The organism is Sutterella sp., assembly GCF_052272535.1.
Classification (GTDB): Bacteria; Pseudomonadota; Gammaproteobacteria; order Burkholderiales; family Burkholderiaceae_F; genus Sutterella.
Genome location: NZ_DAVZJY010000022.1, coordinates 1 through 18,826 on the forward strand (window position 1 = coordinate 1; position 18,826 = coordinate 18,826).

16 protein-coding genes are annotated in these 18,826 nt (G+C 67.0%); 7 read left to right on the forward strand and 9 right to left on the reverse strand.

All coding sequences use genetic code 11. The features are described 5' to 3' along the window. The first annotated feature begins 133 nt into the window (after positions 1 to 133). The gene (locus ACT6Y9_RS02530) at positions 134 to 889 is read left to right on the forward strand and encodes an outer membrane protein assembly factor BamD (RefSeq protein ID WP_443743408.1); all 756 of its coding nucleotides are present in this window, start codon (positions 134 to 136) and stop codon (positions 887 to 889) included. Positions 890 to 967: 78 nt separating this feature from the next. On the opposite strand, the gene ACT6Y9_RS02535 is transcribed toward ACT6Y9_RS02530, so the two are convergent. Both ACT6Y9_RS02535 and ACT6Y9_RS02540 read right to left on the reverse strand, forming a co-directional pair. After that, complete coding sequence (locus ACT6Y9_RS02535) at positions 968 to 2,281, reverse strand: MFS transporter (protein WP_443743395.1); 1,314 nt, start codon at positions 2,279 to 2,281, stop codon at positions 968 to 970. A gap of 22 nt (positions 2,282 to 2,303) precedes the next feature. Further along, on the reverse strand, positions 2,304 to 3,269 hold the full coding sequence (locus tag ACT6Y9_RS02540; protein WP_295479668.1) for a histone deacetylase family protein: 966 nt from the start codon (positions 3,267 to 3,269) through the stop codon (positions 2,304 to 2,306). A 194-nt stretch (positions 3,270 to 3,463) separates the two neighbouring features. Between ACT6Y9_RS02540 and ACT6Y9_RS02545 the strand changes: the two genes are divergently transcribed. Then, positions 3,464 to 4,777, forward strand: a complete 1,314-nt coding sequence (locus ACT6Y9_RS02545) for a lytic murein transglycosylase (protein WP_443743396.1) — start codon at positions 3,464 to 3,466, stop codon at positions 4,775 to 4,777. Between the two features lie 542 nt (positions 4,778 to 5,319). Continuing rightward, entirely contained in the window at positions 5,320 to 6,369 is a 1,050-nt protein-coding gene (locus tag ACT6Y9_RS02550; protein WP_443743397.1) for a DMT family transporter, read from the forward strand. A gap of 436 nt (positions 6,370 to 6,805) precedes the next feature. Here the strand turns inward: ACT6Y9_RS02550 and ACT6Y9_RS02555 are convergent, their stop codons facing one another. The 4 genes from ACT6Y9_RS02555 to ACT6Y9_RS02570 form a co-directional block, all read right to left on the reverse strand. Continuing rightward, positions 6,806 to 7,510: a fumarylacetoacetate hydrolase family protein gene (locus tag ACT6Y9_RS02555; RefSeq protein WP_295479662.1), complete on the reverse strand. Its 705-nt coding sequence runs from the start codon at positions 7,508 to 7,510 to the stop codon at positions 6,806 to 6,808. Between the two features lie 237 nt (positions 7,511 to 7,747). Beyond that, the gene (locus tag ACT6Y9_RS02560) at positions 7,748 to 8,875 is read right to left on the reverse strand and encodes a porin (RefSeq protein ID WP_443743398.1); all 1,128 of its coding nucleotides are present in this window, start codon (positions 8,873 to 8,875) and stop codon (positions 7,748 to 7,750) included. A 62-nt stretch (positions 8,876 to 8,937) separates the two neighbouring features. Beyond that, complete coding sequence (dcuC, locus tag ACT6Y9_RS02565) at positions 8,938 to 10,206, reverse strand: C4-dicarboxylate transporter DcuC (RefSeq protein ID WP_443743399.1); 1,269 nt, start codon at positions 10,204 to 10,206, stop codon at positions 8,938 to 8,940. Between the two features lie 55 nt (positions 10,207 to 10,261). Next, the gene (locus ACT6Y9_RS02570; protein ID WP_443743400.1) at positions 10,262 to 11,515 is read right to left on the reverse strand and encodes an MFS transporter; all 1,254 of its coding nucleotides are present in this window, start codon (positions 11,513 to 11,515) and stop codon (positions 10,262 to 10,264) included. Between the two features lie 263 nt (positions 11,516 to 11,778). On the opposite strand from ACT6Y9_RS02570, the gene ACT6Y9_RS02575 reads away from it, so the two are divergent. From ACT6Y9_RS02575 to ACT6Y9_RS02590, 4 genes are all read left to right on the forward strand, one after another. Next, positions 11,779 to 13,065, forward strand: coding sequence for an amidohydrolase (locus tag ACT6Y9_RS02575; RefSeq protein ID WP_443743401.1), 1,287 nt, complete (start codon positions 11,779 to 11,781; stop codon positions 13,063 to 13,065). A 171-nt stretch (positions 13,066 to 13,236) separates the two neighbouring features. Continuing rightward, complete coding sequence (locus tag ACT6Y9_RS02580; RefSeq protein ID WP_443743402.1) at positions 13,237 to 14,004, forward strand: GntR family transcriptional regulator; 768 nt, start codon at positions 13,237 to 13,239, stop codon at positions 14,002 to 14,004. Positions 14,005 to 14,166: 162 nt separating this feature from the next. Further along, entirely contained in the window at positions 14,167 to 15,030 is an 864-nt protein-coding gene (gene pssA, locus ACT6Y9_RS02585; protein ID WP_443743403.1) for a CDP-diacylglycerol--serine O-phosphatidyltransferase, read from the forward strand. Between the two features lie 164 nt (positions 15,031 to 15,194). After that, on the forward strand, positions 15,195 to 16,349 hold the full coding sequence (locus ACT6Y9_RS02590) for a helix-turn-helix transcriptional regulator (RefSeq protein ID WP_443743404.1): 1,155 nt from the start codon (positions 15,195 to 15,197) through the stop codon (positions 16,347 to 16,349). A 106-nt stretch (positions 16,350 to 16,455) separates the two neighbouring features. On the opposite strand, the gene ACT6Y9_RS02595 is transcribed toward ACT6Y9_RS02590, so the two are convergent. From ACT6Y9_RS02595 to ACT6Y9_RS02605, 3 genes are all read right to left on the reverse strand, one after another. Next, entirely contained in the window at positions 16,456 to 17,103 is a 648-nt protein-coding gene (locus ACT6Y9_RS02595) for a phosphatidylserine decarboxylase (protein WP_443743405.1), read from the reverse strand. Positions 17,104 to 17,263: 160 nt separating this feature from the next. After that, positions 17,264 to 17,983 carry a TIGR00266 family protein gene (locus ACT6Y9_RS02600; RefSeq protein WP_443743406.1) on the reverse strand — a complete coding sequence of 240 codons (720 nt, stop codon included), beginning with the start codon at positions 17,981 to 17,983 and terminating at the stop codon, positions 17,264 to 17,266. 10 nt (positions 17,984 to 17,993) lie between these two features. After that, positions 17,994 to 18,761, reverse strand: coding sequence for an SIMPL domain-containing protein (locus ACT6Y9_RS02605; RefSeq protein ID WP_443743407.1), 768 nt, complete (start codon positions 18,759 to 18,761; stop codon positions 17,994 to 17,996). Between the last annotated feature and the right edge of the window lie 65 nt (positions 18,762 to 18,826).

Consider the following 18,826-nt stretch of genomic DNA (forward strand, 5'->3'; position numbering starts at 1 on the left):
CGGCTCCGGGGCGGCGGCCTCTTCAAAAGCCTCCGCCTCGTCGTCTTCAAAATCCCCGCCGTTATAATCCTCGCAGTCCAATTCGACCTCTTCTCGTGTCATGAATTCCGCCATTCCCTTCAAAAGGCTCCTGATGCGCGGCATCGCGCTCATTACCGTGACCTTCGCCACGGCTTCGTGCTCCTGGCTGCAGAACCTTGACAAGGATCAGACGCTCGACTGGAGCGCCGACAAGCTCTACACCGAAGCCAGGTCAGCTCTGGATGATAGCAACTGGACTCAGGCGAAGGACTACTATCAGAAGCTCGAGGCCCGCTACCCCTTCGGCCAGTACGCGCAGCAGGCGCAGATCGAGCTCATCTACGCGACCTGGAAGGACGGCGACGCGCCGGGCGCCGTGCAGGCGGCCGACCGGTTCCTGCGCACCTACCCGACGCACGCCAACAGCGACTACGTGATGTACCTGAAGGCGCTCGCAACCCTGAACGAAACCGACAGCTGGTTCAACAAGCTCGCCGCCGAAGACCTCGCCGAGCGCGACGCGAACGCCTCCCGCGAAGCCTTCGACACGTTCAAGGAGCTCGCGCTGCGCTATCCCGACAGCCGCTTCGCGCCGGAAGCCCGCCGCCGCATGCATGAACTCGTGCTCGCGCAGGCCGAGCATGAGCTCAAGACCGCGCAGTACTACTTCGACCGCCACGCCTACGTCGCCGCGATCGACCGCGCGCAGCGCGTCGTGCGCGAATTCCAGAACACGCCGATGCGCGACGACGCCCTCGCGCTGATCGCCGAGAGCTACGACGCCCTCAAGATCACGGACCTCGCGAACGACACGCGCCGCATCATCGAGCTCAACAAGAATTCCGAACGCGCCCAGCCCGCCCGGTAGTCGACCGCCGCGATCCGGCAAAAACGCCCGCACCTTCGAAAAAGATGCGGGCGTTTTGTTTGGGCGGAGGGCGGGCCCTCAGGCTCCGGCCTTCTCCTCCCTGCGCCCCGCCGCGCGCATGCCGCGCTCGAGGTTGAGGGGCGTGAGGGCGCAGAGCGCCGCGACGAAGAAGAGGCCCGTGACGCCGATCGCGAGCCGGTGGTCGTTTCCGGTGATCCAGGTCACCGACCCGTAGGCGAGCGGCCCCACGATCGCCGCGGTCCAGAGCGCCATGTTCCAGAAGCTGAAGAACTCCGCCGAGCGGCTCTCGGGCGAGAGGAGCGCCACCATCGCGCGGCCCGCGGACTGCGAAGACCCCATCGCGAGACCCGCGAGGTTCGCCGCCACCCAGAAGACCGGACGCGTCGTCGCGAAGGCCGCGCAGACGATCATCGCGACCCAGACGAGGAGCGTGAGGCCGAGCGCCCGCTTGTGGCCGATCCGGTCCTGGAGGTACCCAAACCCGAAGGCGCCCGCGGCGGCGGTAATGTTGACGAGGAAGACGAGGAGCAGCGTGTCGGTGGTCGTGAATCCCATCACCTCGCCCGCGTAGACCGCCGAGAGCGTGATCACGACGGCGATGCCGGACTGGTAAAGGAATCCGCAGAGCGAGAGCCAGGCGAAGTCTCGATATTGGCCGAGGCTCTTCGCCGTGCGCAGGGTCTCGCGGAAGCTCTCGAGGCAGAGGTCGGAAAAGCTTCGCGCGGCGCCGCCGCGAGGCTTTGCGCGCTCCTTCAGAAGCGTGAAGATCGGGATCGAGGCGAGGAGGAAGACCGCGGCCGTGACGAGCATCGTCCCGGCGATCCGCGCGTCCATGTCGAGCCCGAGGGCGCCGCCCCCTTCGACGAGCACGAGCGACGCGCCCAAGGTCACGAGTCCGCCGCAGTAGCCGAAGGACCACCCCCAGCCCGAGACCTTGCCCACGGCTTCGGGGCGGGCGATTTCGGGGAGGAAGGCAGAGTTGAGGGTCTCGCCCACGTTGTAGCCGATGTTGGAGACGATCACCATCAGGGCGGCGAGCGCAATCGTGCCCGGGCCGCAGAAGGCGAGCCCGACGGTGCCCGCGACGGCGCAGACCGTGGCGGCGAAGAGCCAGAGCTTCTTCTTCGCGGCGGCGTCCGCGACCGCCCCGACCACCGGCATCAGCACGAGGCTCGCGGCGTTCGAGGCGGCGATGATGCACGTCCAGGCGAAGGTCGCCCACGGGGCGTCGCCCGCCACGACCGAGACGAAGTAGGCGTTGAAGACGGCCGTGAGCACCACCGTCGTGTAGCCCGAGTTGGCGAAGTCGAAGGCCGACCAGGCCCAGACCTCCCGCGGGCGCACGCCCGGCATCAGAATCTTCGAGTCCATTGCGCTCAATGCTCCTTACGGTTCAAAGGGCGGGCGTCCGCACGAGCCCCTGCAGGTGCGTGAAGACGCTCCGCGCGAGACTCCTGAGTTCATAGCCGCCCTCGAGCACGCTCACGAGCCGCCCTTCGCAGTGCCGCCAGGACGCCTCGACGAGAAGGCGCGTGAGGCACGCGTAGTCGATTTCGGCGGCCTTCAGCTGTGCGATCCGCTCCTCGGTGTGGGCGTCGAACCCCGCCGAGAGGATCATGAGTTCGGGCCGGAAGCGTTCGATCTCGGGAAGCCACGACTCCTCGACCACGCGCCGCAGCTCCACCCCGTCCGCCCCGGCCTCGAGGGGCGAGAGGATGGCGTTGGCGGGCTGCGGGTCCATGCGCCGGTGGGGAAAAAGCGGCCACTGGAAGAGCGAGAGGAAGCGGAAGGCGCTCCGCCCCGCGAGGATCTCCTCCGTGCCGTCGCCGTGGTGCGCGTCGAAGTCGAGCACCATGATGCGCGAGAGCCGGTAGCGCTTCTGCGCCCAGAGCGCACCGATGGCGGCGTTGTTGAGGTAGCAGAAGCCGCTCGCCCGCGCGCGCGAGGCGTGGTGTCCCGGGGGCCTCACGGCGCAGAAGGCGTTCTTCACCGTGCGCGCGAAAACGGCGTCAACCGCGCGCACGACCGCTCCGGCGCTCGCCATCGCGCAGTCGTAGGTGTCCGGCCCCACGCGCGTGTCGGGTTCGGAGAAGCGCGCGAGCGCCTCCTTGTCTCCGGCGCCCGCGCGCTCGAGCGCGTCGAGGTACTCCTCGTCGTGCGCGAGCAGCACCGCCTCGCGCGGCGCCGGTCCGCATTCGACGCGGCGGATGCGCTCGTCGAGGCCCGCGAGCATCATGCGCGTCTCGATCGCCTCGATCCGTTCGGGCGACTCCGGGGCGTTTTCAAGAGGATTCGGGAGGTTCACGAGTTGGTGCGTGAAGTACCCGGTGGGAAGCGACTGCCAGTCGGTGGTGGGCATGAGTGTCAGGGAGGTTGTGATCGGTCTGTCTGCCGTTGAGACTAGCACAGGGCCCGCTCCCGCTTGAAACCGGGCGCGGCGGAGGCCTCCGGTCGGTTCATAGAACAATTCGGCCGGGGGCGGGCGGCGGCACCATGGAGGCGGCCGCTAGAATCAGGAGCGTCTCCAGATTTCTCCGTCCTCAGGACCCGTCCATGGCCCGCCCCCTCCGACTCCGCTCCGCCCCGATCCTCATCGCGCTTCTTGCGCTCTCGGCCTGCGCAGCGCCCGAGGGGGGCCGGAGTGCCGAAGCCGCTCCCGGAGCGGCCGCGCAGAGCACACCGGCGGCGCCCGCGGAGGCGGCCGCCCCCAAGCGCGTCGAGCCGCAGAAGACCGCGGAGCAGCCGTCTGAGAAGGAACCCGTGAAGGAGCCGGCGAAGACCCCGGCGCCGCCCCCGGCCGTGCCGCCGAGCGACTCCGTGAAGGGGAGCCCGTCGGCCTCGGACTACATCGAGCGCCCCGACGTGCGCGCCTTCCTGCAGGAACTTTCAACCCAAAGGAACATTCCCTTCGAGTGGCTCGAGTCCGAGGTGCGGGTCGCGCGCTACTCGCCCCTCTCGGAGCGGTACACGACGCCGCGGCCGAACGCGAACAAGAAGACCACGCCCGAAAAGAACTTCCGCCTCTATGAGCGCAACCTCGTCGACCGCGAGCGCATCTCGCGGGGCGCGGCGTTTCTCGAGGAGAACCGCGCCGTGTTCGAGCGCATCGAAGCCGAGACGGGCGTCTCGCGCTACGCCGTCGCGGCGATCATCGGGATCGAGTCGATCTACGGGCGCAACATGGGCAGCTTCCGGGTCCTCGACGCCCTGATGACGCTCTCCTTCGACTACACGCGGCGCGCGAAGTACTACCGCGCCGAGCTCGCGAACTTCCTCGAATTCTGCTGGCTCGAGAAGACCGAGCCCGTCACCGTCACCGGATCCTTCGCGGGCGCGATGGGGCTCGGGCAGTTCATGCCTTCGTCGCTCAAGGCCTACGGCCGCGACGGCGACGGCGACGGCCGCATCGACGTGGTCGGCAACGACGCCGACGGCATCGCCTCGGTGGCGAACTTCCTCCTCGTGCACGGCTGGGTGCGGGGCGAGCGCCCGCTCTACCGCGTCGCCGCCACGCCCGAGATCTTCGCCGCGACGGGCTCGGGCGGCATCAAGACCCACACGACCGCGGGGGAACTCCTCCGCGCGGGCGTCAGACCCATGGAGCCCCTGCCCCTCAATGACGACGAGCCCACGCTCCTCGTGGATCTTCCCTGGGTGAAGTCCAACAACGAGCGCGGCGTGGACTACTTTATGGGCACGGGATCCTTCGCCGCGATCCTGCGCTACAACCGCAGCTACTTCTACGCCGCGGCCGTCTCCTTCCTCGCCGACGAGCTCGAAGAGAAGGAAAAGGAAGAGAATCCGCCCGCGGCGAAGCCTTCCGCGCCCGCCGCCTCCGCAGAAACCGCAGTTTCGGCCGCCCAATAACGGAGCTCGGCCCCCCACCGAAGGTCTCTCACGCGCGCACGCCGCACAAACATACGCGTTTATGCGTATGTGGCGGTTGCTGCAAACTGCCGAAGGGTATTCCCCGAGAGGTTCCTTCTCCTCACATCTCCCCTTCGCTGCGCGTCTCTAGCGATAACCCTTAAAGCGCTTTGCTTAGGGCAAATGCAGTGTTACCATGGGTTTAATCAGGATGGTGCGCCCGTCCGGTGGATGCGCGAGAGGAGTTGAGCGCGTCCGGGAAGCTCCCCTTCCAAGGCTTCCGACCGGCCGGACGAGCCCTCCCGATGCGCCTTCCTCAAGCGCGCCTCCGCTCCCTCATGCGGGCGCAGCACTTCCTGAAGGCGGGCCGGCACGGGCTTCATGACCAGCCGCGGAGAAGCGTCTCCGCGAGCGAAGCGCGCGGCGGCGCACACGCGGCCGATCCCACGCAGCTCCCCCTTCAAAAGGATCGCGCCGAAGTTGAATTGGACGTCCGGGTGAAAGGCGGACGCCTGAAACAGAGGAAAGGTAGGTTGCCCAACATGTTGATCGGCGTCCTCCTTGGCATTGCCGCCGGCGCCCTTTGGGGCCTCATCTACATCGCCCCGCTGATGGTGCCCGAGTACAACCCCGTGCTCGTGGCGCTCTCGCGCTTCATCGCCTTCGGCCTCATTTCGCTGCCCTTCCTGGTGGTCTTCCGCCGGCAGCTGCGCATGTTTTCCCGCGCCGACGTGTGGGAGTCCTTCAAGCTGCCGCTCTTCGGCAACGTGCTCTTCTACTGCCTCCTCACGATCTGCATCCGCATGGCGGGCGCGCCCTTGGCGGGCATGTTCATGGCCGTCATTCCGGTTCTGGTCGCCATCTGCTCGAACATCCGCTACCGCGGGTCCGAGTCGGCCGTCGCCTGGAGCAAGATCCTCCCGCCCCTCGCGGTGATCTTCCTCGGTCTCGTGGTCGCGAACCTCACCGAGTTTGAGCGCGCGGCCGCCATGTCCGCCGAAGGCGGCATGGACTACTGGATCGGCGTGGGCTTCGGCCTCGCCGCGGTCTGCTCGTGGACGTGGTTCTCGATCATGAACGCCGAGTGGCTCCTCAAGCACCCACAGCACTCGACGGGCGCCTGGACGGCCCTGCAGGGCGTGACGGTGCTCCCCTTCGCTGTTGCGCTCTTCGGCATCCTCGCCTGGCCCTTCGGCTTCATGGACACGGCCGTCACGACGATGGGGCCGGCACCGTGGAAGTTCCTGGGCGTCGCGCTCATGATCGGCCTGCTCTGCTCCTGGGTCGCGATGATCTGCTGGAACCGCATGAGCCAGCTCCTGCCTGCGGCCCTGGGCGGCCAGCTCATTGTGTTCGAATCGGTCTTCGCGGTCGTCTACGCGCTCATCTGGCGCGGTGAAATGCCCACGATGTCGATGACGATCGGCTTCGTCGTGCTGATGGGCGGCGTGCTCGGATCCCTGCGCGTCTTCCAGAACAAGGGCAAGTCCGAGGTCGTCGATCAGGCCCGCGAGGCGGGCGCCGGTCTCGAAGCCGGCAAGCTCGCCGCCAACCGCGAGTCGGTCAACTCCGACGGTACGGTGGGCGACTAAGCCGCACGCCTTCGGGCGGTTCATTCAACGGGCCGCCCGCCCTGAAGAAAAGCTCCTGCACTCGACCGGAATGCAGGAGCTTTTTTCATGCCCGAATGGAATGCCTCAGCCGCGGCCCGCCCATTAGGCCTGCAGGTCGTCCGGAGCGCCCGTGCAGACGCCGTTCTCAACGCCGGAGAGCGATCAGCCCGCCGCGGCGTAGACCGGCACCTAGCCGAACAGCGTCATGCGGCGCTTGTTCTCCTCCGTGAGGAAGTCGCGTCTCAAAGGGATCTCCGGCCATCCGTGACTCTGCTCGTTCGGGCACATCACCGCCCGCCGATCCGTGTCGTCACCCGATCAAGCGCTGCCGATGAAACCGCATCGCAAAAAAAGCTCCCGCAGCGGAAGTTGCTGCAGGAGCTTTTCTTGTTCTGCTGGATGAAGAGCTGAGCGGCTATTCGCCCGCGACGATCTCGACCTTGAGCTTGCCGACGCCGTTGACGCCACCCTCGAACTGGTCGCCGACGTGCGCTTCGGGCACGTTCACGGGCGCGCCCGTGAAGACGAGGTCGCCCGGCCGGACCTCCCAGTAGCGCGAGATGAGGGCGATCAGCTCGGCGGGAGAGGCGATCATGAAGCTCGTGCTCGCGCCCTGCTTCTTCTGGTTGTTCTGATAGAGGTAGATCTCCGTCGGAGCGGGAAGCGGCGTGCGGTAGGCCGGACGCACGTGCGAGACGGGTGCGCCGCCGTCCAAGGTCTTCATCTGGTCCCAGGGGCCGCCGTCGGCGCGGTCCTCGGGCGCGAGGCGGCGCGTAAAGTCAAAGCCCACGCACCAACCCCAGATGCACTTCTCGGCCTCCTCAACCGTGAGGTTGCGCCCACCCCTGCCGAGGCAGGCGACGAGCTCGAGCTCGGGGATCATCTTCGTCGTGCGCGGGGGCATCGCCCAGCGGTAGGTTTCGCCGTCGGCGACGGGCGTCACCGTGTCGGCCGCCTTGAGAAAGAGCGGCGGCTGAAAGCCCGCCTTCGCCGCACGCTCCGCGTCGCCCGCGGCGTAGTTCTTGGCCGCGCCGTAGACGCGGTTGACGGGGAAGAATTCATAACGCTCGTCCTGAACCGGAATGACGGCCTGGGGCGGGGGCGCGAAGACGAAGGACATGGAAGCCTGCTCCTCTACGAAGAAGTGTGAATCGTTGCGGCAGGAATTCTAGGGCCGCCCGCGGCGCATTTCGAGACTTCCCGGAAGCTTTTCGAGGCGCCCGGGACCGGACGATTGCCTGCGGCCGATTGAGGGAATAGGCCGGAGCGCAAAACGGAGCCGCCCCCCGCGGGACGACTCCGTCCACTTTCTCACGGGTGCCCCCGGAGCGAGGCGCCCTTCCGACCGAAGCCGGAATCAAAAGTACTTGGTGACGCCCGAGAAGGCGTTGAAGGTCTTGTCGGTCTTCACGCCACTCCCTTCAATGCGATCCCAGGCGGAGACGCCGCCGCCCACGTAGATCTCAACCGTTTTCGAGGGACGGTAGAGGAACTTCGTCGCCGCGCCGAGGGTCGAGCCGTCCGTGGAGGCGCCCGCGGCAGGTTCGAGCGTGTAGTCCTTCCAATAGACCATGTTCTGCCACGAGGAGAGGCCGAACCAGATCTGTGCGCCCGCATAGAGGCCGTAGCCCTTCACGTGGCCGGTGCGGTCTTTGGTCGCGGTCTTCGCGGAGAACTTGTCCACGGCGTTCGCACCGTCGAAGTACTGCGCCTGAGCGTAGACCTGGAGGTCGCTCCATTTGTAGCTGCCGCCCAAGGTGAAGAGCGCGAGGTCCTTGTCCGCGCCGTTGTCGATCTGGACTTCATGCCCCCAGGCGATGCCCTCGTAGATCGCGACGAGGTTGAGGCCGCCGCGGTTGTAGCGCACGCCCGCGCTCCAGTAGCGGTTCACGTCGGAGGTGGACTCGTCGCCCTCGTCGTAGCCGTCGGTCTTGAGCGAGTACTGCGCGGTCGCCTGCAGGCCCGCCATCATCGGCGTGCGGTAGACGAGCATGTTGTCGTAGCGCACGCTCTTCACGGCGGGCGAGAGGCCGGTGCCCACCGTGCCGCCGCCGAAGGCGTCCATGTAGAACTGCATGTCGTATGGACCCGAACCGGAGCTCTGCCCGGCGACGCGGCCGAAGGTGACCTCCCCCCAGGACTTCCCGGAGAGCGTCAGCGTGGACTGGCCGCCGAATATGCGGCCTTCATGGCCCTTGGAGTGGATCTGGAAGGCGCCCGTGTCAGAGAGGAAGCGGTTCTCGAGGCGGAAGCCCACGGTGAGGTCCTCCGAGATGCGCTCCTTGCCCTGGATGCCGACGCGCGTGGCGGTGTTGGCGCCCGACGCCATCGTGAAGCTGTTCTCGGCGGTCGAGTCGCCGAAGTAGTTCTGGTAGACGAGGCCCGTGTCTAAGCGCCCGTAGATCTGGACGTCGGCGGCCTGGGCGCCGGCGGCGGCGAAGAGCGCCGTAGCGGCGAGAGCGGCGGGAAGCATGCGTGCGGTCATGGTGTGTCTCCTGAAGGGCCGCCTCGGGGGCCGGCGGCTGGGGTTGAGGGATGAGGTGGGAATCAGATGAAGAAGTACGCGAGCACGAGCATCACGAGCATCACCGGGAAGGTGCGGCGCACGATGTCCATCGGGCTCACGCCGGCGATGCCGGCGACGAGGATCAGGCCGCCGCAGAGCGGGCTCGAGAGGCGCCCGAAGGAACCGGCGACCGTGGCGAGGTAGCCGAGCGACTCGATCGTCATGCCGAACTGCTTGGCGTGCGGCGTCACGGCCTCGTTGAAGGCGAAGGCGGCCGCGTCGCCCGAACCGGTGATCACGCCCATCAGGTAGGGGCCGACGGAGCCGCCGACGCGGGCCCATTCGTTCGCGGAGGTGAGCCAGTTGATGAGGAGATCGATCACGCCCGCGGCGCGCAGGCCGGCGGCGAAGACGCCCGCGGCGATGATGATGCCGAGGATGTTGGCGTAGCCCTTGCCCATGTCGTTGAAGAAGCGCTTCGTAACTTCAGCGGGATTGGAGCGCGTGACGGCGAGCGCATAGATCGTGCCGATCAGCATCGCCGTGGCGACGCTCATCTTCATCGAGGTGCAGAGGCTCACGTAGATGAGAAGCGCGACGGGAACGAGGGGCGCCACGGCGTAGAGCACGTTGACGCGCTCGGGAAGGTTCGAGGCCTTCAACTCGCCCGCTTCGGCAGCGGCGCCCGCCTCGGGCTTCTTGTAGTCGCGGTAGATGAGGCACACGAGGGTGATGCCGACGATCACGAGGAGCGAGAAGACGAGGAGCTTCACCGAGAAGAGGCCGATCAAGTCCATCACGCCGATACCGGCGATCTTCGCGACGAAGACGTTGTGCGCGACGCCCGGGTTGTAGAGCGCCGGGGTCGTGCTGCAGACGACCGCGGCCGCGGCGATCGCGGGCTTGAAGCCGGCGCGCACGAGAATCGGGATGAGGGTCGGCGCGATCGCGGCACAGAGCCCCGCCGTCGAGGGAATAGCCACCGCGCAGAGGCTCGTGACGAGCATGCCCGCGGGAAGGAGCAGCACGCCGAGGCGCCCGAGCGGACGCGTGAGGAGCAGCACGAGGTGCACGTCGCACTTCGTGAGCGAAACGACGCCCGCGAAGCCCATCGCCGAGCAGATCGCGATGATGAGCGAGGCGTTCGTCATCGACTTGTCAAACTGCTGAAAGGCCGTCATCGGCGAGAGCGACAGTGCGGCCATCAGCAGGCCGGCCGTGATGAGGACGAGTCGGGCTTCGTACCTTTTGGCGAGGCAGTAGATCGCGCCGAGGACGATCACCAGCGCCATGGCGAGTTGAAAGTTCATTTTTAGTCTCCCGGTTGAGGAAGCAGGTTGAGGTCGAAGGAAAAGGTCGGGGGCGTCAGCAGGAGGCGGCCGCGGGAGCGCCCGCACGTCTGTGGGTCATGAAGGCAAAGCCGATGCCGGCTGCGGCGAACGCCATCGCGGTGAGGTACGCCCCGGAGAAGCTCCCCGAAGCGGCCGTCGCCTTGATGAGCCAGGTGCCCGCGATGCCGCCCACGGAATAGCCGAGCATCAGGATCGAGAAGTTGACGCTGTTGTGCTTCGGACCGAACTCGTCGGCGACGAGCCCCGGATAGACGCCGATGAAGGAGCCGAAACAGAGGCCGACGCCGGCGAGGCCGACGAAGAAGAGGAGTGCGTCGCCCCTGCCCGCCGTCCAGAGCGCGGCGAGGCCCGCCAGGGCGACGACGAGCATCGCCGTGAGGGTGGGGAGCCGCCCGAAGCGGTCGGAGGCGACGCCCGAAACGAAGCGTCCCGCGGTGTTGGCGAGCGAGAGCACGGAGAGCGCACCCGCGGCGGCGGCCGCATCAAGCCCCACCTGGCTCATGCCGATCGAGGAGGCGCTCGAAATGAGCATGAGGCCCATCGAGGCGGCGGTCATGAAGAGGAGCGCGAGCGGAATGAAGACGGGCGAGGCGATCATCTCGCGGGGCGTGGCGCTCGGGCGCGGGACGGCGCCGCCCGCGGCGGCGCGGGCCTCCATGCCTTCGGCGGCGGGCTTCTTCGTGAGAAGCCCGAGCGGCGTGATGACCGCCGCGGAGACGAGCCCGAAAAGCACGAGGGCGCCGTCGATGCCGAGAAGCTCGATCGCGGCCTTCGCGGCGAAGGGCAGCGCCGCGGCGCCGAGCCCGAGGCTTGCCGTCACGAGGCCGCCCGCGAAGCCGCGGCGGTCGGGGAAGAACTTCACGGCCGTGTTGATCGTGCAGCCGTTCACGAGCCCGGTGCCGACGCCCACCAACAGCCCGTAGGAGAGCATCAGCCCGGCGACGTCGCCCGCGGCGCAGGCGCCCCAGTAGCCGAGGCCGATCAGAAGACCGCCGGCGCTGATCACCGGCTTCGGACCGAAGCGGTCGTTGACGAAGCCGCCCGCAATCATCATGAAGGGCGTCATGGCGCTCGCCACGCCGAAGACCGGCGCGAGCTCGCCCGGCGTCACCGCCGCACCCGCGAGGGTCGAGAGCCTCCCCGCGAGCGCCGCGGCGAAGATGCTCCACACGTAGAGCGCGCCCGTCGTGAAGTTGATGAGGCAGAAAAAGAGGAGGCACCTCTCGCGAAGGCCGAAGCCGTGGGTGCGGGGTCCGTTGGCGGTCATGGATTCTCCAGGGTCGAAATTTTTTTGACGGTCTGAATTATCGATTCCGACGCCTTTTCCCCAAATACGCAGAACCTCCGAATTCGATAATGGACGTCCGATATCGGACTCACGCATTCACTTGTTTTTGCTGTGTAATTTGAAAGATCCTGCAGTACGCATTCAGAATTGCGCCGAACGCGCTCCGCCACTTAAATTTATTTCCATCAAGAAGCCGGATTGAATGACTGCAATTCTTCCGGCAATTCATGGAGAATCCAAAAATGCACTGCAACGACCTCTACCGCAACGAAATGACGGCGAGCCGCCGGCACATCCACAAGCGCCCCGAAGAGGGCTGGACCGAATTCGAAACGACCGCCTGGGTGGTCGAGCACCTGCAGGCGCTCGGCTTCGAAGTGCTCTGCGGCCGGGAGGTGATCAACCCGGATTTCGTGATGGGCCGCGACCCGAAGAAGGTGGAGCAGGCGCAGAAGCGCGCCCGTGCGCAGGGCGTTCCGGAGGCGCTGCTCGAGCGCCTCGGCGGCTACACGGGCGCCGTGGGCATCTGGAGGACGGGGCGCCCGGGCCCCGTCACGGCCTTCCGCTACGACCTCGACTGCGTGCTCGTGCAGGAAACGGACGCCCCCGGCCATGAGGCGAACGTGGGCGGCTACGCCTCCGAGCGCCCGGGCCTGATGCACGCCTGCGGCCACGACGGGCACCTGTCGGTCGGTCTCGGCGTCGCGCACTGGGTGAAGGACCATGCCGACCAACTCTGCGGCACGATCAAGCTCATCTTCCAGCCGGCCGAAGAAGGCACGCGGGGTGCACGTCCGCTCGCCGAGAGCGGCATTCTCGACGACGTGGACTACATTGTCTGCGCGCACATCGGCTCGGGGTGTCCGCTCAACGAAATCGGCATCTGCCACTCGGGGTTCCTCGCCACGACGAAGATCGACGTGCGCTTCGAGGGCACGCCGGCCCATGCCGGCGCCAATCCGGAAAAGGGCCGCAGCGCGCTCCTCGCGGCCTGCTCCACGGCGACGATGCTCGCGGGCATTCCGCGCTCGAGTCGAGGCGACACGCGCATCTCCATCGGACGCATCGACGCGGGCGAAGGCCGCAACGTGGTGCCCGCGCACGCGATGCTGCAGATCGAGACCCGCGGCTCGACCGAAGAGGTGAACCGCTACATGGTCGACTACGTCGAGCGCATCGTGAAGGGCAACGCACTCTCCTACGACGTCAAGTCCTCGTTCGAGAAGGTGGGCGAGGCAACGGTGCTCACGGCCGACCAGGAGGTCACGGACGAGCTCACCGACATCGCCCGCAGAATCCCCTACATCAAGAGCGTGATCCGCAACGACCACATTTCGGGGAGCGAAGACTGCACGCTTCTCATCAGCCGCGTGCGCGCCCACGGCGGCAAGGCCGGGTTCTTCCTCTTCGGCTGCAACCAGAACGGCCACCACAAGGGCGATTTCGCGATTCAGGACGAGCAGAGCCTGCCCGAGGCCTTCGACATGTTCACGGAGTTCCTCTGCCGCAGGAACGGCGTGAAGGCGTGACCCTTCCCGAAAGCGCTGGAGGTCCGAGGGCGCATCGCCCCTCATCATTCTCAAAGCCGCCCGGACGCTCTTCGGCCAGGGCGGCTTTGGACTCTCTCTATATGGCGCGCGGCATCTCCTTGGGCGATACTTTTCCGGTGTTGCCTTTCCCTCGCCACTCCCCTCACCGCCATGCCCCGTCAGCCCGACTCCCCCTTCGGCCTTCCCCGCCGGGAAACGCTCTTCGAGCAGGCCGCCCGCCACTTCACGCACTTGATAGAAACCAACGTGTGGAAGGTGGGCGAAATGATCCCCAATGAAGTCGAGCTCGCGCGCAGCCTCGGCGTCGCGCAGGGCACCGTGCGGCGCGCCCTCAAGCTTCTCACCGACCAGGGCGTGCTCATCCGCCGGCAGGGCCGCGGAACCTTCGTCGCAGAGTTCAAGTACAACACCAACCTCGTCTACGAGCGCTACATCCGGCTCGAGCCCGACGATGCCGGACAAAAGCTCCCGACCCACACCGAGCTCGCGCTCTTCGAGCGCGTCCGGCCGACCCCCGCGGCGGCCGAGGCGCTCGAAATCGACGGCGACGAAGAGATCCTCCACGTCTCGCGCGTGCACTACGCGGGCGACGCCGTCGTGAGCTTCGATGAATCCTGGCTCAACGACCCGAAGTTCGCCGCGCTCACGCCCGAAAACGTCGCCCGGCACGAGGAGTCCACCTGGTACGGGTTCCTTCAGGCCGCCTGCGGCGTCACCGTCACGGGGTCGCGCGAGCAGATCAAGGCCGAGGTGCTCGACCCCGCGCTCTGCCGCCGCCACGACCTCCCCGTGCCGACGGCGGTGCTGATCGGCCGGCGCGTCGCCTGCTCCTACGGCGGCAAGCCCGTGGAGTACCGCATTCAGCGCAGCCTCACGCGCACCTACCACCTGCGCGTAGACGGCGCGGCAAAGTCCTGACGGGCGCGTCCCGCCCTCGGAAACCTGCGGCGACAAATGTTCCTATGACGCCGCGCGGCCAGTCATTACAATGGCGTGGCCGGTCGGCGCCGGAGCCCTCGTTCCCTCGTCCCCGCCACTGCGCCCCCCTCCGTCCTCGTTCAGACACCCTTCAGAGAAACAATGACACCGAACAATCCGCCGCGCCGCGAAAGCCTCGCCTCCATCGGCCAGCGCCGTCTTCAGGCGGTGAGGTCCAAGAGCATCTACGTACTCCCCAACGCCTTTACGGGCGCCGCGCTCTTCGCCGCCTTCTACGGCATCATCCAGGCGATGAACGGAGACTTCTCCGCCGCCGCCATCGCCGTCTTCTTCTCCATGCTCTTTGACGGCATGGACGGGCGCGTGGCGCGCCTCACGCATACGCAGTCCGAATTCGGCGTGCAGATGGACAGTCTCGCCGACGCGGTGAGCTTCGGCGTCGCCCCGGCGCTGATCGTCTATGAGTTCTCCTTGGTTGAGCTCGGCAAGCTCGGCTGGGCGACCGCCTTCATCTACGCGCTCTGCGCGCTCCTGCGCCTCGCCCGCTTCAACTGCAACGTGGGCGTGGTGAGCAAGAACTACTTCCAGGGGCTCCCGTCGCCGGCCGCCGCCGCGCTCGTCTGCGGCTTTGTGTGGCTCGCCGTTGAGAACCACCTCCCCGACTGGCTCCTTCCCTACCAGAGCACGATTGCGCTCGTCGTCACTCTCTACGCGGGCCTCACGATGGTCTCCAACGCCCCCTTCTTCTCCGGGAAGTGCTACGCCGTCGTGCGCACCGTCCCCTTCTGGGTGATCGTCGTCTGCGCGCTCCTCTTCATCGTGATCTCGAGCAACACCTCGCTCTCGATCTTCATCCTCTTCTGCATCTACGCGCTCTCGGGCTTCGTCTATGAGTTCTGGTGCTGGTGGCGCGGCCGCCCGAATCCGATTCAGGCCGACCTCGCCGCACAGCGCGAAGCCGAAGAGGCCGAAGCCGCCGCGACCGACGAAGCGGCCAAGCACTGACGTCCGACGCCGCCATTCCTCCTCTCGACCGGGCCGTCTCTTCCTGAAGGGGCGGCCCCTTCGCTGATGAGAGCGGCGCTCCGGGCGCGCCTCAGAAACGCTCGCCCGTGCCGGCCGTCCCGCGGTCGGCCGCCCCTCCACCTCACCCTCATCCCAAGACCGCAATGCCCAGGAAAGACCAGCTCAACAGCTTCATGTTCGAGGAAGTGATCACGATGGTGCGCATCCTCGAATGCATCCCCCTCAAGCGTTGGGTGACGGGGTCGGAGATCCAGCAGAAGCTCGCGGCCGACGGCATCGACATCCGCCGCCGCACGCTGCAGCGCTACCTGAAGACGATCCGCGAGAATCCGCACGTCTTCCCGATCGTCGCGAACATGTCGAGAAAGCCCTACGGCTTCCGGTGGAACACCTCGGGACGAGGGCTGCACCTGCCGCTCCTCGGGTCGCAGGAGACGCTGCTCCTGCGGCTCTGCGACCAGTACCTGCACATGCTGCTGCCCTCGACGATCCTCTCGGGCCTGAAGCCCCTCTTCGCCGACGCGCGCAACGCCGCCGACGCCTCACCCACGGCCTCGTGGCTGAGGAAGATGAAGGTCGTGAGCCCCGCGCTTCCCTTCCTGCCGCCCACGATCCGCGACACGGTCTTCGAGGCCGTCACCGAGGCGCTGCTGCACGACCGGCTCCTCTTCGTGCGCTACAACAACGCCCGCGACCACACCGTCGAAGCGAACGTGAAGCCCCTCGGGCTCGTGCAGCAGGACGTGCGCACGTACCTCGTCTGCCAGTTCGAGAAGTACGACAACTACCGCCACCTCGCGCTGCACCGCATCGAGACGGCGCACATGCTCGACACCAGGTTCGAGCGCCCCGAAGGGTTCGACCTCGACGCCTACACGAACGCCGCGCCCTTCAACTACGCCGTGGGGCGCTCCGTGAAGCTCGAGATCGTCACCGACGACCCGGTCCTCGTGAAGAACCTCTCCGAAACGCCCTTCAACGCCTCGCAGACGATCGTTTCGTCCTCTCCCGCCGCAGAGGGCCGCCCCGCGTGGACCATCACCGCCGTGATCGAGGATTCACTCCTTCTCGACGGGTGGCTCGCGATGCGCCGCAGTTCGATTCTCTCGACGAGAAAGTCCATGGTCGCGCCCGACGACGGCGCACCCGTGAAGACCGCAGCCCGGCTCGAGCAGCAGATCGAGGCCGCGCAGATCGCCAGAGAAAATCCGAAGACCACGCTCGCACCCCACCAGGAGCTCTCGGGCGCCGCGCACGACGAACTCCTCGTCTTCAACCGCAAAGTCGTCAACAAATGAGTCTGCGGCGCGCACCCGCCCCGAGGGTGCGGCCCGCAAAGAAAAACGCCGCAGTGGGGAATTCCCGGTCTGCGGCGTTTCTGCGTTCAAGGCGCTCGGAAGGGCGTCAGAGGCGCGCGATCGGCGTAAGCACGCCCGTCACCTTGTCGCCGATGCCGGCGAGCACCTCCGCCTCGGGCGGGAGGTAGACGTCCACGCGCGAGCCGAAGCGGATGAAGCCGTAGCGCTCGCCGCGCTCGAGCTTCTGGCCGATCACGGCGTAGCAGATGATGCGGCGTGCGACGAGGCCGGCGACCTGGATGAAGGTGACGCGGCGGCCGTCGGCCATGCGCACCGTGACGGCGTTGCGCTCGTTTTCGGTCGAGGCCTTGTCGAGGTCGGCGTTGACGAAGAGCCCCGGCGTGTAGGTGACCTTCTCCACGACGCCCTCAACGGGCGACTTCTGGCTGTGCACGTTGAAGACGTTCATGAAGATCGAGATCTTCACGCAGTTCTCGCCCGTTTCCGGGTTGACCGTCTTCTCGACCTTGCAGACACGCCCGTCCACGGGGCTCACGACCGCGCGGGGGTCTTCGGGCGCTTCGCGCGCGGGATCGCGGAAGAACTGCAGCGCGAAGACGAAGAACGCGAAGGCGAGGAAGGTGACGATGCCGAGATCGAAGTAGAAGCAGACGAGGAAGACCACGAAGGCGCCGAAGAGAATCGGCCAGCCCTCGCGGGCGATGATGGGATGCGGGTAGACGCGGGCGTTCAAGACGGAAACCTCTGTTTGAGGATGGATGAATTCACAAACGGCTCATTGTAGCGGGCGCGGGGCCGCGCGCTCAGGCTCCCGGCGTGGGGATTTATATCGGGCGGGCGTCCCCGCACCCGCCTTTCTCCGGCCTTCGCCTCCCTCCTCCTGCGTCGCGCTGCTATCCGCGCTCCTTCTCGGCCTTGTCGCGCGGCCTGCGCGAGAAGATCCAATCGATAAAGCCGCCCTGGTTGCGCGAACTCACCAGCACGCGCCCCGCGCCCGAGAACTTGAGGACGAACCCTTCGCCCGTGAGCTGGCTCTGCACGACCCGCCCAAGGAGGCTCGAGCGGCCGGTCTTCAACGTGATTTCGTAATCCAACGCGGCGTTCCAGGCGACGAGGTGCCCGTTGTCCACGAGAACGGGTCGGTCCGGGCGCACCTCCATTTCGCGCACCGAGCCGAAGCCCGAGACCGCGAGCTCCCCGCGGCCCGAGGCCTTCATGATGAAGAACCCGCCCGAATCCGCGAGAAGCGCCCGGCCGACGCCCTGCATCTTCGCCGTGACGTCAACCTCCGGCGTCGAGGCGAGGTAGCACCCGTCGGCGATCATCCATTCACGGCCTTCCAAGGCGAGAATCCGCACGTCTCCGGGGAACGTAGGCGCGAGAAGCACCGACCCAGGTCCGTCCTCCGCCTCGATCCACTGCTGGAAGAACGTCTCGTCGTTCAGAAACTTCCGCGCGAGGGAGGTGAAAATTCCGCCCCGCGTGCGGCCCTTGAGCGACAAGGACGCGTCCATCGCCACCATGGCGTTCGACTCGGTCGCAATCGAGTCGCCCTGCTCGAGCGTCACGCGCAGGAGCGGGTCCACGCCGCCATCGACTTCAAAGCGCACCATCTTCGGAACTTCACTGCATGATGCGCACGGTGAGCGTCACCGCGAGCGTGAGGTCGGCCGTGCCGGAGCTCACCTCGGGCGCGTCGTCCACATGCGCGGAGCGGGCCATCAGCACCTGCGGCTGCGCGTAGTAGCGGGGCGCGGGTCCCGACGACCCTGAACTTTCGATCGCCTCGATGCGCACGTTCTTTTCACCGAGCCCGAGGGCCTTCGCCGCGATCACCGCGCGGTCGGCCGCGTTCTTGATCGCCTCGGCGAGGAGTTCGTCGTTCGCGCGCTGCCTCACGGCGCGCGACACCGAGAAGGCGACGCCGTCGAAGGTCATCGTGCCGCCCGCGGCCTGCATCACCTTGGAGGCGAGCGCGACGTCCTTCACCGTGACGCGGATCGACTGCTTGGCCGCCCACGCGCCGATCACGGAGGTCTCGCCCTCCTTGGCGCGCGTCATCACCGGCCAGGTCGAGAAGTCCGTGGTCTTCACGTCCACCTTGTCGCCGAAGACCTTGAGCGCTTCGAGCGCGGCGTTGCCCGCCTTCACGACCTTGTTGGAGGCGGCCGCGGAGTCGGCGTTGCGCTCCTCGACGGAGAAGGTGAGCTGCGCCTCGTCGTTGGGAAGCGTCCGCGACGCCTCGCCCGCGACGTTCATCACGAGGCCGGCCTCGGCCACCTTCGGCATCGCCGCGGCGGGCAGGGCCGCACCGGTCAAAGCGGCGGCGCAGGCCGCGGCGGCGAGCGCGCGGCGCGTCAGACGGGGACTGTGGGGTTCGGGCGTTGTCATGACTTCTCTCCGTGATCACTCTCCGGCCTGAAGGCCGGAGCTTCTTGATTCGCTGAGCCTCGCGG